This window comes from Pseudarthrobacter sp. PvP004 (assembly GCF_017876035.1).
GTDB lineage: Bacteria > Actinomycetota > Actinomycetes > Actinomycetales > Micrococcaceae > Arthrobacter > Arthrobacter aurescens_A.
Map to the genome: position 1 here is coordinate 3,493,472 of NZ_JAGINL010000001.1, position 12,264 is coordinate 3,505,735.

Annotated in this window: 12 protein-coding genes; 2 read left to right on the forward strand and 10 right to left on the reverse strand. The window is 63.0% G+C overall.

Translation table 11 applies throughout. The annotated features are described in order from the left end of the window. The first annotated feature begins 7 nt into the window (after positions 1-7). Positions 8-517, forward strand: coding sequence for a MarR family winged helix-turn-helix transcriptional regulator (locus J3A64_RS15700; RefSeq protein ID WP_011773264.1), 510 nt, complete (start codon positions 8-10; stop codon positions 515-517). A gap of 22 nt (positions 518-539) precedes the next feature. Here J3A64_RS15700 and J3A64_RS15705 read toward each other — a convergent pair whose 3' ends face one another. Both J3A64_RS15705 and J3A64_RS15710 read right to left on the reverse strand, forming a co-directional pair. Beyond that, a complete protein-coding gene (locus J3A64_RS15705; RefSeq protein WP_210064800.1) occupies positions 540-1,880 on the reverse strand; it encodes an HNH endonuclease signature motif containing protein in 1,341 nt (446 codons plus the stop codon). Positions 1,881-1,953: 73 nt separating this feature from the next. After that, complete coding sequence (locus tag J3A64_RS15710) at positions 1,954-2,820, reverse strand: universal stress protein (protein ID WP_014920600.1); 867 nt, start codon at positions 2,818-2,820, stop codon at positions 1,954-1,956. Between the two features lie 107 nt (positions 2,821-2,927). Here J3A64_RS15710 and J3A64_RS15715 point away from each other — a divergent pair, with 107 nt between their 5' ends. Further along, positions 2,928-3,593 carry a TenA family protein gene (locus J3A64_RS15715; RefSeq protein ID WP_210064802.1) on the forward strand — a complete coding sequence of 222 codons (666 nt, stop codon included), beginning with the start codon at positions 2,928-2,930 and terminating at the stop codon, positions 3,591-3,593. Here the strand turns inward: J3A64_RS15715 and J3A64_RS15720 are convergent. The 8 genes from J3A64_RS15720 to J3A64_RS15755 form a co-directional block, all read right to left on the reverse strand. Next, positions 3,590-4,168, reverse strand: coding sequence for a dihydrofolate reductase family protein (locus J3A64_RS15720; RefSeq protein WP_210064804.1), 579 nt, complete (start codon positions 4,166-4,168; stop codon positions 3,590-3,592). The two genes, J3A64_RS15715 and J3A64_RS15720, sit on opposite strands and share 4 nt — an antisense overlap. A gap of 620 nt (positions 4,169-4,788) precedes the next feature. Beyond that, complete coding sequence (locus J3A64_RS15725; protein ID WP_210064806.1) at positions 4,789-5,577, reverse strand: hypothetical protein; 789 nt, start codon at positions 5,575-5,577, stop codon at positions 4,789-4,791. Positions 5,578-5,745: 168 nt separating this feature from the next. Continuing rightward, positions 5,746-6,525, reverse strand: a complete 780-nt coding sequence (locus J3A64_RS15730) for an enoyl-CoA hydratase (RefSeq protein ID WP_210066196.1) — start codon at positions 6,523-6,525, stop codon at positions 5,746-5,748. 45 nt (positions 6,526-6,570) lie between these two features. Next, on the reverse strand, positions 6,571-7,512 hold the full coding sequence (gene mmsB, locus J3A64_RS15735; protein ID WP_210064808.1) for a 3-hydroxyisobutyrate dehydrogenase: 942 nt from the start codon (positions 7,510-7,512) through the stop codon (positions 6,571-6,573). An 11-nt stretch (positions 7,513-7,523) separates the two neighbouring features. After that, on the reverse strand, positions 7,524-8,588 hold the full coding sequence (locus J3A64_RS15740) for an enoyl-CoA hydratase/isomerase family protein (protein WP_210064810.1): 1,065 nt from the start codon (positions 8,586-8,588) through the stop codon (positions 7,524-7,526). Then, positions 8,588-10,087, reverse strand: coding sequence for a CoA-acylating methylmalonate-semialdehyde dehydrogenase (locus tag J3A64_RS15745; RefSeq protein WP_011773255.1), 1,500 nt, complete (start codon positions 10,085-10,087; stop codon positions 8,588-8,590). Before J3A64_RS15745 ends, J3A64_RS15740 begins: the two co-directional genes overlap by 1 nt. 121 nt (positions 10,088-10,208) lie before the next feature. Then, positions 10,209-10,781, reverse strand: coding sequence for a hypothetical protein (locus J3A64_RS15750; RefSeq protein ID WP_286176360.1), 573 nt, complete (start codon positions 10,779-10,781; stop codon positions 10,209-10,211). 42 nt (positions 10,782-10,823) lie between these two features. Beyond that, entirely contained in the window at positions 10,824-12,221 is a 1,398-nt protein-coding gene (locus J3A64_RS15755; protein ID WP_210064812.1) for a deoxyribodipyrimidine photo-lyase, read from the reverse strand. Between the last annotated feature and the right edge of the window lie 43 nt (positions 12,222-12,264).

Consider the following 12,264-nt stretch of genomic DNA (forward strand, 5'->3'; position numbering starts at 1 on the left):
GAGGCTCATGGGCACCCCCCTCCCCCGCGACCCCATCGCCGACGCCCAGCGCAACTGGGAACGGCATGGTTGGGGCGACGTTGCAGCGCCCATGGCTGCCATCACCGCGATCATGCGCACACAGCAGATCTTGCTGGCGCGCATCGAAACAGTGCTCAAACCGTTCGGGCTAACGTTCGCGCGCTATGAGCTCCTGGCGTTGCTGAGTTTCGCCCGCAGCGGGGCGCTGCCCATGAACAAAGCCAGCGCACTGTTGCAGGTCCATCCCACCTCGGTGACCAACGCCGTCGACCGCTTGGAAAAAGCCGCCCTGGTTGCCCGCTCACCGCACCCAACAGATGGGCGAACCACCCTGATAGAGCTCACCGCAGAGGGCCGCACCCTCGCCAAGAAGGCGACAACGGCACTGAACGCGGAGGTTTTCGGCAAGTCAGGTTTCGGGGCCGACGACGTCGATCACCTCATCCGCGTCCTCGGCACCTTCCGCAGGGACGCAGGGGACTTCACGGAGGAATAGAGGGTTCACCCCAAAGAAGCTCCTATGTCCTGGAGGGGCGGTGTCCCGGCAGGGGTGGGGCCTTTGATTGGTACGTGTGCCCGGTGGGGGTGCTGATTTCCAAGGTGTGCACGTCTGCATCTACGGCTCGGATGCTCCAGCCGGGGTTTTCTTTAGTGTGGTTGCAGGCTTCGCAAAGTCCTGCCCCGTTGCCGAGGTTTGTTTGCCCGCCGGAGTGCCACGGAATCACATGGTCTATATGCCGGATGGGCGCATCGCAATATGGCGTCCGGCAGCTATCGTCACGGGTCTCGATGAAGCGCCGGAGGCGGCCGCTAAAAAGCCGGGCTTTAGAGTCGGTGGCAAGGAGTTCTCCGGTAGCCGGCGCGGTATAGAGCCGGCGAAGCCAGACAGAGAACTCCCGGTCCCGGGCTGACTGCTCCTCACCAACGACGGTTCTGGCCCATTCTGCCGGGACGACTCCGTACCCCTGAAGCCTGGCCGGTTCGCTGTCACCTTGAAAGAGGGTGCGGTCGGTCATGACGAGGTCAATGGTGATCCCTGAAATCCCGCCCGGGGTGCCCGTAATGCGTTCCACCAGGGTGTCGGCCATGACCTGGCCGCGGGGCCGGACAAGCGGGCCGGACCCCACATCCTCGAAAGACCTTGCATTGCCGCTGGAACGGGCTGAATCAGCCGCCTGTGTCAGCGCCTTGTAGACCGCCGCGCCTTGGGCCACCGGTAGCAGTGCGGTCAAATAGCTCATCGTGTCCGGCGCCGGGCGCAGGCTCACGGTCCGCTCCGCTGCGGCACGGCTGGCACGCCCGACTACCGAGCGGGGATCACGACGGTACGCTGCAGCCTTAGCCGCGGCAATGATCGCCTTGTCGCCCTTCCCGTCAAAGGTTCCGGCATCGGGGGCGAGTTCCTCATCCACGGCACACCGGTCCTCCGCAGACAAGCACGCTGTTTCCTTGACGAGCAGCGTGGCACGCCATTCATTCAAGTACCCGGACTGCAGGGCGGCCAACGTCCGTGGCATCTCCGTCACAAGGGCCTTGGCCAAACCCAGCAACCGGCCCCCGCGGTTCGGGGATTCCCGCCGGGCCAACGCCACCTGAGCCCCCACACCCCGGCCACGCTCCGAGGCAGGGACACCTGCCTCAGCCTGTTCAGCACGCTGGGCAAGATCGAAAGCCACAGCTACCCGCGCCTGCAAAGCGGTTATGGCCGACTTCATCTCCTCCAAGACCCGCAGCTGTTCGATCAGGTCAGTGCTGACGGTGTTGGCCGGAACCGTGGCGGCTTGAAGGGAATCCGTAACTACCGGAGCGCGCCCAAGCGCCATTACTGCGCCCGCTTGCTTCTCCCCAATCCGCTCCATGCCCTAACTCTTGCAGCAGGCACCGACAATATAAGGCCGATCGATTGCAGGAGAGCCGATTGGAAGCCCCGCCCTACGCGACCTCGGATGTGGCTCTGCGACGGGAAACCAACACAGGGCTGTGGGCGTGATGGAGCACAGCGTGGGCAGTGGAGCCTATGGTGCCCTTAATAAGTCCATGTCCTTTGGTCCCCAGCACCGTGATGCGTGCACCCTGCGAAGCTTTGACGATGGCTTTGGAGAAGGAGGCGTCCACCAACAACTCTCCGGTCACGGCGATGCCAGGAGCTTTGTGACGGGCTTGGCTCAGCACCGAATCAAGCAAGGCTTCAGCTTCCGGGTACGCCTCCACCGGCTCACGCAACCGGCGATAGCCAACCGGCTCGTGCAATACGTGAACGATCATGAGATCGGCACCAGTTGCCGCCGCGAAATCGCAGGCATCCTCAAGGGCCGCCGGTGATCCCGCGTCATCAACGGCAAGGAGCACCGGACCCTCAGGATGGTCGTCTGCACGAATCACTGCCACGGGGCACTCTGCAGTTGCCGCCATCTCCAAGCTCACGGAGCCAACCAGCAACCCCATGAACCCACCGAGGCCCCGGCTTCCGAGCACCAGCATCTCGGCACCGACTGAAACGTGGGCCAGGTGATCGCGCGGCATCCCGTGCAGCAAGGTGGTGCGGACTTCCAGATCGGGGACAGTCTCCTTGGCGAGCGCCATTCCCTCTTCGAGTACTTTTTGGGCCGCCCGTTCCAGACCGCTATCAGCGACACCAGGAACGGGACCCCTGTTGTGGGATAGCAGGACCCACAGAGAACAGTGCACAACGTGGAGGGAACAGTCCCGGAGGATCGCGTGCTTAGCGGCCCATTGGACGGCGAGGTTTGATTCTTCGGATCCGTCATAGCCAACCACCATGGTGCGCTGGTTCGTCATGGCCCAGAGCCTACGCTGGCACCGGGCGAGGCACCAGAGCGTAACGCCCGCCGTTATGACGCAGTACGCTGCTAGGCTCCGTTGCTGACAACTCAGGAGGAAACACCGTGGGCTTTGCCGAAGAACTCAAGAACCAGTACGCCGAGGATTGGGACGCCGCCGTCAACCATCCGTTCGTGGACCAGCTGCTGGACGGGTCTCTTTCCGATGACCACCTGCGCTGCTACCTCGTACAGGATTATCAGTTCTGCGATGCCTTCACGGCTCTCCTGGGCCAGGCGGTGGCATCGGCGCCTTCGCTGCCTTCGCGTCTGGTGTTTGCCGCGGTTCTGGGGGCTTTCGCTTCTGACGAGAATACGTATTTCCAGGATTGCTTCAACGAACTCGACGTTCCGGAGGCGGATCGAACCGCACCCGCGCAGGGACCAGCAACCCGCAACTTCGACCAACTGATGCGAAGCACCCTCGCCACCCGCTCCTACCCGAAAGTCTTGGCAGTGCTGCTGGTTGCTGAGTGGCTCTACGGAGACTGGGCTGCCCGCGCCGGCGAACCCGCCCGCTGGCCGGCGCACGCTAAGCATGCCGAGTGGATCCGCCTCCACAACAACCCCGAGTACAACGCGTGGGTGACGTGGCTACGCGACGAGTTTGACGCCGTCGAGCCTGTTGACGTCGCGGAACGACAAGGCGTTGCCGCGACCTTCGCGGAGGCCGTGCGGCTGGAGCGGGCGTTCTTTGACGCCGCGCTGGTGCCCGCGGACGCTTCGGTTTAGGGCCGTTTCCGGACTGTGTAGCTCAGCTCCACCAGGCCTTGGTCGTAGCTGTTCACGTCCTCGAGCTTCAGCAGTGCAGGGTGGTGGCCTGCCGGGAACACGCCCCTGCCTGAGCCTTGGCCAACCGGCATGACCACAAGCCGGACGGCGTCCACTTCTCCGGCGGCGAAGAACGTCTCGCCGAGCGACAGGCTCCCCCAGAGGACGATGTCCTTTGCGGACTCCCGCTTGATTCGGCGGATCGCCTGGATGGCGTCGCCGGATTCAACGGTCGACGGCGGGAAGTCGCCCCAGGGGGCTGCCTTCAGTTGGCGTGAGAAGACATGTCGTCGCAGGCCATTGAGTGCAGGCGCGATGATCTCGCCCTCCGACGCGGGCGTTGGCCAGAACTCAACGAAATACCTGTACGTGTTGGCGCCCAGGACCATGGCTTCAACGCTGCCGAGCCATTCGAGCTGGGCGCGGTCAAACTCAGCCGTTCCACCTTCCAACAGTTCATACGCCTTGAACTCGTTGTTGCTGTCGGCGGCGTATCCGTCGGCGGTCACAAAATCCTGGACGATCAGTTGTCCCATGAGCGAACTCCTCCCCTCCGGTTCCGGCCCGAAGGAGCCTACGCCGCGAAGAATGAGCCCACAAGCCCTTCCCGGTGTTCCTCCTCGGAGGTATCCCGGCAACTTTCGGGTGTAGCGCCTACATCCGTGCAGTGCAGCTCCGTCCAGTGCCAACTATCCGGACAGTCATCGTTATCGCAGAATTGCGCAGCCATTGATTTCCTCATCGTCGCGTTAAGTGCCTTCTAGTTACGCGGAATAGCGGGTTCGCAAGATGTGGCTGGCCGGACAGGGGTCCAGCCAGCCACACACCCGCCGGGTCTCACGCAGCAGGCTCTTCGTACCATTGCGAAGCCGGGGGGCAGCAGCAATGGAACGGATTTTGTTGGTCAGACCGAAGTCCCCATCGAGCTGACCAACGGTGAACAATCGGGGCCGCGAGGGTCTACTTCGCGGCACCCAACCCCGCGAGCAGTGCTGCGACAGCATGAGCCAGCACCTCGTTGCGGGTTGTTCATTAGCTAAGTGGTGGCTGATCGAAAAACGTGACGCGAAAAACCTTCCGTTCCTGGCTGGTCGAAGCTGACACGCAGCGACACCCTTACCGTTCTCCGCTTACGATCGCCTATCGCATCAGCTGGTCACTTGGCGGACCTGAACACAATCGAGTCGAAGAGGGCGCGTGCCTCTCTCATCAGCTCCGGATCGATCGATTCGTCGATATGGCCCACCGCGGCGACAGCCCGCTGGCCGTTCAGGTCGACCACCCGGTAGGTTTCGTGTTCATTCTGAGTCAAGTACCAGCGTGAGCAGCGTTGTGTATCTTCTGAGTGGATGCATAACTGACCGCCGTTGCAGGCTGTGATGTCCACGTTGCCCTCGACGGAGTGGTGAAACTCGAAGCCGGAGTAATTGCCTACCATGACCTTGGCGGGAGGGGTGCTTGCCGTTGACGACTGCGCCGCCATCGCGTCAACGAAGGCCTCGGCCGACGGACCGGAATCGGCAAGGGCGCCCCTCCAGATGCATGCGTCCTTCGCCACATAGTACGCGCGCGAAAGAGTCAGGTAGACGGCCCATTCAGCCGGGTGATTCGGGTCGTCCTTGCCCAGGCTGTGGCCGTCGAGAGCGAACCAGCCGGCTGGCACCGTGATCTCGAAAGGCTCCTTGTAGCCGGCGACGGGGACCAGGTATGTGCCGGCGTCGATGTCGCCACTCTCCGGCAGCGATGGGACCGTGCGGGTGTCGCGACTCTCCGGCAGCGGCGGGACCGTGCGGGCCTCCGTGATCGGAGAACTGACGGACGGGAAGGCGATGCTATCGGGTTCATATTCGCACCCGCCGAGGCATCCAATCAGGGCGATAGTCACCAAAGGCAAGAGATGGCGCGACCGTTGAGCGGCCAGTTCGAGGGGTGTCACAGAACTCATTGATCCACCAGGCCGCTACGGGGTGCTGTGAGGCTCCGCAGCCGGGTGGCCCCGCGGGCGGCCCCAGATGGGATGCCGTCGCCTCAAGTCTCCTCCCTGCACGGAGCCCGTGACAATGAAGTATTGAGACCGCTGCCGTAACCGACACCAGTGCTGCAATACCGAAAGCTACCTGTGCTTGAACTCCGGCTGACGCTTCTCGCTGAACGCAGCCATGCCTTCCTTCTGGTCCTCGGTGGCAAAGAGAGAGTGGAACACCCTGCGTTCAAACACCACGCCCTGCGCCAAACCCATCTCAAAGGCTGCGTTGACGACTTCCTTGGCCACCATCGCGGCGGGCTTCGACTTGGAGGCGATGACTTCGGCAGCCTTAAGAGCCTCGTCGATCACCTCTGCAGCGGGAACAACACGGGACACCAAGCCGGAGCGTTCAGCCTCTTCGGCATCCATGAACCGCCCCGTCAGGACCATGTCCATGGCTTTCGCCTTGCCCACCGCCCGGGTGAGCCGCTGGGACCCACCCATTCCCGGGATCACGCCCAGGTTGATCTCGGGCTGGCCGAACTTGGCGTTGTCCCCGGCGATGATGAAGTCGGCCATCATGGCCAGTTCGCAGCCTCCGCCCAGGGCAAAGCCGGACACTGCAGCAACAACAGGGATGCGGAGCCGGGTGAGGTCCTCCCAACGCCGGAACCAGTCCGCCGCATACATCTCCATGTAGCTGTTGGAAGACATCTCCTTGATGTCAGCTCCGGCAGCAAACGCTTTAGCCGATCCCGTGATCACCACGGCCCCAACGTCCGGATCAGTGTCCATGGCCGTAACAGCGTCCACGAGCTCATTCATGAGAGCAGTATTGAGCGCGTTCAGCGCCTCGGGCCGGTTCAGCGTCACCAAACCAACCCGTCCCCGATGTTCAACCACGATGTTCTGATACTGCTCCGCCATGCTCTCCCTCTCCGCAACGCTGGTCATAAGTTCAGTTCCAAACTCTCACACGGATTTATCCCGGATCTCCGTGATGATCCCCGAGAAGTCCCTCCCGGCGCCTTCACCGGCGGCAAAGGCGTCGTAAATACGTGAGGCCAAGGGACCCATTTCTGCAGCAACGCCTGTGCTTTCCAAGGCATTCACGGCCAGGCGCAGGTCTTTGGCCATCAGCGCGCCTGCGAAGCCGGGCTGGTAGTCGCGGTTAGCGGGGCTGGTGGGAACCGGTCCCGGAACAGGACAGTTGGTGGTCAGCGCCCAGCACTGGCCCGACGCGTTGGATGCAACATCGAACAATGCCTGATGCGTGAGCCCAAGCTTCTCGCCAAGCACGAAAGCTTCGGCAACAGCGATCATGGACACACCCAGGATCATGTTGTTGCAAACCTTGGCGGCCTGCCCGGCTCCGTGATCACCGCAGTGGACAATCCTCTTGCCCATGAGCTCCAGGATCGGCTTCACGGTTTCGAAGTCGTCGGGCAACGCTCCCACCATGAACGTCAAGGTGCCGGCTTCGGCCCCCACCACGCCGCCGGAAACAGGGGCGTCCACCGAACGGTGACCGGCTTCCAGCGCGATCACCGCGGCCTCACGGGCTTCGTCCACGTTGATGGTGGAACAGTCCAGGAACAGGGTGTTCGGCTTGGCGACAGACAGTAGCCCCGGCCCATCCACACCGCGATAAGCGTCCAGCACATGCTTGCCGCTGGGCAGCATGGTCAACACCACAGCCGCCTCCGCTGCCGCCTCATGCGCCGTGGAAGCCATGGGAATCCCATGGGCGAGGGCTGCCTCGACGGCCGCCGGAACGGGGTCATAGCCAACAACATCGTGCCCGGCTTTGATCAGGTTGGCAGCCATGGGGCCACCCATATGGCCCAGGCCAAGGAAAGCGATGAGTCCCGTTGCCGGGACCTGGATATCTGTCGTGGCTGCATTCTCTGTCATGATCGTCTCCTTCAATTCGCTTGGACTGGACTGACTGAAAGCCCCAACTCCCGTTCGCCGAGCGGCGCGAAGTAGCCCTCGACGTCGGACGCCTGGACTTCAGCGAGCGTCGCCGGCTTCCATTGCGGGTTACGGTCCTTGTCCACCACCTGTGCGCGGATGCCCTCCCGGAAATCGGGCCCGGCAAGGCATCGCAGGCCCACGCGGTATTCCTGGTCCAGGGCTTCCTCGAGGGACATCCCATGGACCCGCCGCAAGGACTCAAGCGCCACCTTCACGGAAGTTGGCGATTTCGCCTCGATCGTGTCCGCCGCGGCGGCTGCTTCGTCGCCTAAAGTCCGAAGGCTCCGCACAATTTCCTCAGCATCGTCATGCGCGTACGCGGCGTCGATCCACTCCCGCTGTGCCGCGAGAGCCGAGTCCGGCGCGGCTTGGGCAAAGCGCTCGACGGCGGCCGTCGCCGTCGAGCTTTCCAGCGCTTCCGCCAACGCGGGGAGGCTTTGGGACGGCACGAAGTGATCCGCGAGCCCCAGGAACAGTGCGTCCGCACCGGATAAGTGCGCTCCGGTCAACCCTGCATGCGTTCCGGTCTCCCCCGGTGAGCGTGACAGCAAAAGGGTGCCGCCGACGTCGGGGACGAAACCGATGGTGGTTTCCGGCATGCCGGTGCGCGTCCTCTCCGTGACCACGCGAACGGAACCGTGCGCCGAAATACCCACGCCGCCACCCAAAACCAGCCCGTCCATGAACGCGACGTATGGCTTGGGATAGTGCGAGATGAGCGCGTTGAGCCGGTATTCGTCAGCCCAGAACTCGGCCGTCTCCGTGCCGCCGTGCAGCATGTCCTTGTAAATGGCCACGATGTCGCCACCGGCGCACAGCCCACGGTCGCCCGCGCCGCGCACCAAAACGGTGGCAACGGCGTCGTCGGCCGCCCAATCCGTCAACTGGCTGAGCATGGTTTTCACCATTCCAGCGTTCAGTGCGTTGACTGCCTTGGGGCGATTGAGCGTCACGATGCCCAGATTGCCGCGGCGCTCAAACAGAACTTCTTCCTCTGACCCCACAGACTCCATCAGCTGCCTGCCGGCATGATGAAGCTGGCGCCCTGGCGAATGCCGGAGGGCCACCGCGACGTCACGGTTTTGGTCTTGGTGTAGAAGCGGAAAGCATCGGCGCCGTGCTGGTTGAGGTCGCCGAAGCCGGACGCCTTCCAGCCGCCAAAGGTGTAGTACGCGATCGGGACTGGGATGGGTACGTTGATGCCCACCATGCCTACCTCCACGCGGCTGGCAAAGTCGCGGGCGGAGTCGCCGTCGCGGGTGAAGATGGCGACGCCGTTGCCGAACTCGTGCTCACTGCAGAGCCTGAGCGCTTCGTCGTAGTCAGCCGCACGCAGCACGCTGAGGACGGGACCGAAGATCTCCTCCTTGTAGATCTTCATGTCCTTGGTGACGTTGTCGAAGAGCGTGGGCCCCACCCAGAACCCGCCGTCGTAACCATCCACGGTGAGGCCGCGTCCGTCCGTGACCAGTGTTGCCCCTTCGTCGACGCCCGATTGGATGTAGCCTTCGATTCGCTCCTTGGCGGAAGCAGCCACCACGGGGCCGAAGTCCGAGTCCTTGTCCAGGCTGTGGCCCACCTTGAGGTGCTTGACGCGCTCGGTCAGCTTGTCCACCAAAGCATCGGCGGTTTCCTGTCCAACGGGCACGGCAACGGAGATCGCCATGCACCGTTCGCCTGCGGAACCGTATCCGGCACCAATCAGGGCGTCGGCAGCCATGTCCAGATCGGCGTCGGGCATGATCACCATGTGGTTCTTCGCACCGCCGAAGCATTGGGCGCGCTTTCCATGCGCAGCTGCCGTGGCGTAAATGTACTGGGCGATGGGCGTGGAGCCCACAAATCCAATGGCCTTGACCCGCGGATCTTCGAGCAGCGCATCCACTGCTTCCTTGTCCCCGTTGATCACGTTGAAGACGCCGTTCGGCACGCCGGCTTCGCTGTACAGCTCGGCAAGGCGCAGCGGCACGGAGGGGTCCCGCTCCGAGGGCTTAAGGATGAACGCGTTGCCGGCTGCGAGCGCCGGGCCGGACTTCCACAGCGGAATCATGGCGGGGAAGTTGAAGGGAGTGATGCCTGCGACGACGCCGAGCGGCTGGCGGAGCGAATGGACATCGATTCCTTGGCCGGCGTTGTCCGAGAATTCGCCCTTGAGCAGGTGTGGTGCCCCGGCGGAGAACTCCACTACCTCGATGCCGCGCTGGATGTCGCCTTTGGCGTCCGCGAAGGTTTTGCCGTGTTCGGAGGACAGGAGCTTGGCGAGTTCGTCCATGTTCTGGTTGACCAGGTCCACGAACTTGAGCAGGATGCGTCCCCGGCGCTGCGGGTTCATGGCCGCCCATTCGAGCTGGCCCTTTTCGGCATTTGCGACGGCGTCGCGAACCTCGTCCGCGCTGGCCAGCGGAAGCCGCGCCTGGACTTCGCCCGTGCAAGGATCGTAGACATCACTGAACCGGCCGGACGTGCCGTCAATTCTCTGGCCGTCTACGTAGTGGGAAAGCTCGCGCACCATGGTGAAATGCTCCTTTGCATCGTGAATGACTGCCGTGCCGCCGGGTGCTGGGACCATTGCGGAACACGTGACCAACTGTGATCCAGGTCATCTCTGAATCCGAATATACTCGGACTTCCTACTAATTTCCAGAGGGGTGTTTTTCAGCCCCAGCGCCTTCACCCACCACGTCCGTGCGGGCAGGCCAGTGGCCGGTGACCTTGTGGAAATCGATGGCCGTCATGAGGGGCGTCACGTCGTAGGTCCGGATGTTCAGGCTGAGTTTCACCCCGTGAATGGATTTGACCGTCAGGATTGGCTGCCCTTTCATCACCTGCACACGGTAGTTGGCAATGTCGCTATAGGGAACTACGTGTTCCTTGCCAAGCACTGTGCGGAAAGCAACCTCGTGGGAGCGCGGAGCCACGTACCAGTTGCGGTACATCAGCACGAAGGCCAGGCCGCCCAGGAAAATCGCGACGGCGGTGATTCGGGCGCCCAAAGGGGAACGGTCATAGGTGAACGAGACCAGGCTCATGAGAAGACCCACACTCAGGAAAAGCCAGCCAACAATCGGAACAACCTTGGGCATGCGGACCTGTTCCGGATACTCCTTGGACCTGTTGGGGTGCTTCCGGGCCCACCATGTAACTACTGCAAGAAACACTGCGACGACCGCGGCGATGACAATCTTCAGGATGAGCTCGGTTGACATGCCTTCAGCCTATAGTCGGCCCCGGTGGAACCTCGGGGAGCCCTAGTGGACCTCCCTCATCTCCTTGTACGCTTCCAGCGCTTCCGCCCGGGTGGTTTTGAGGTCCACGATTTCCTCCGGGTATTCGGGCGTTCCGAAATCAGGAAGCCAGTGGGCGATGTACCTCCCCTGGGGATCAAACTTAACCCGTTGAGCCTCCGGATTGAAGATCCTGAAGAACGGTGAAGCATCCGCCCCGGAGCCGGCTACCCACTGCCAGTTGGCGGGGTTCGACGCAGGATCGGCGTCCACCAGGGTGTCCCAAAACCACTGCTCCCCGAGCTGCCAATGAATGCCCAGGTTCTTCACCAGGAAACTGGCGGCCACCATGCGGACGCGGTTATGCATCCAGCCTGTATGCCACAGCTGCCGCTGCCCCGCGTCCACCATGGGGAAACCTGTGCGGCCCTGCTGCCAGGCACGGAACTCCTCCGGCGCTGACTCGTGGCCAGGATGCCTGCCACCGTTGCCGTTGCCGTTGTTACCCGGCCACGCCCACGGGAAGCGGTCAAATTCCGGGCGAAGGTTGGCCGTTGCGAGCTGTGGATTGTGGAAGTACTGGTGCCAGCAAAATTCACGCCAGCCCAGCTCCGAGGCATAAATCGAAGCGCTCTCGGAGCGTTTGGATCCCAGTGCATGCCACACCTCGAACGGGCTGAGCTCACCCCAGCGAAGGTAAGGCGAGAGGCAACTGCTTCCATCTGTGTCCGGACGGTTGCGGCCCTCACTGTAGTTGGACAGACCGTCCGCCACGAACCGGGCCAGCCGCTTGTGCCCTGCGGCAGCTCCCGGCGTCCACATCTCAGCCAGTCCCCCGGACCAGTCCGGTTTAGTGGGCAGCAGCTGCCACGATTCCAGCTGGTCATACACGGCCAGCTTTCCGGTGAATCCATGGCCTGCTTCCGGTACGGCCAGCGGCTCGCGGAAATCCTGCGCAGACACGGTCCGCCAGAAGGGGGTGAAAACCTTGTACTGTCCGCCCGTTTTGGTGGTAACCTCCCACGGCTCATGGAGGAGGGAAGCCTGAAAACTCGAGACATGCAGTCCTGCCTCACCCGCCCAAGCCTTGATGTCGGCGTCCACCGTTCGCTCAGCGGAACCGTACCGCCGGTTCCAGTACAAGCCGCCGGCACCGATCGCCGTCGTGGTCTCCCGGAGCACGTCAGTGGCCGGCCCCCGGCGGAGCAGCAAGGGAACACCAAGCTTGTCCAGGTCCCCACGGAGGGCGGTCAGCGAGTGGTGGAGCCACCAGCGCGCGGCCCCGCCATGGGGGCGGATGCCCGGCGACTCTTCGTCAAGGACGTAGAGGGCAACGGCCGCACCGTCGTCGACGGCGGCACGTAAGGCCGGGTTATCGGCGACCCTCAGGTCGTCGCGAAACCAAACGATGGACGGTTTCATTAATTCCTTTCAGCGGGAACCTCCGGAAACGGGAACAGCCCAT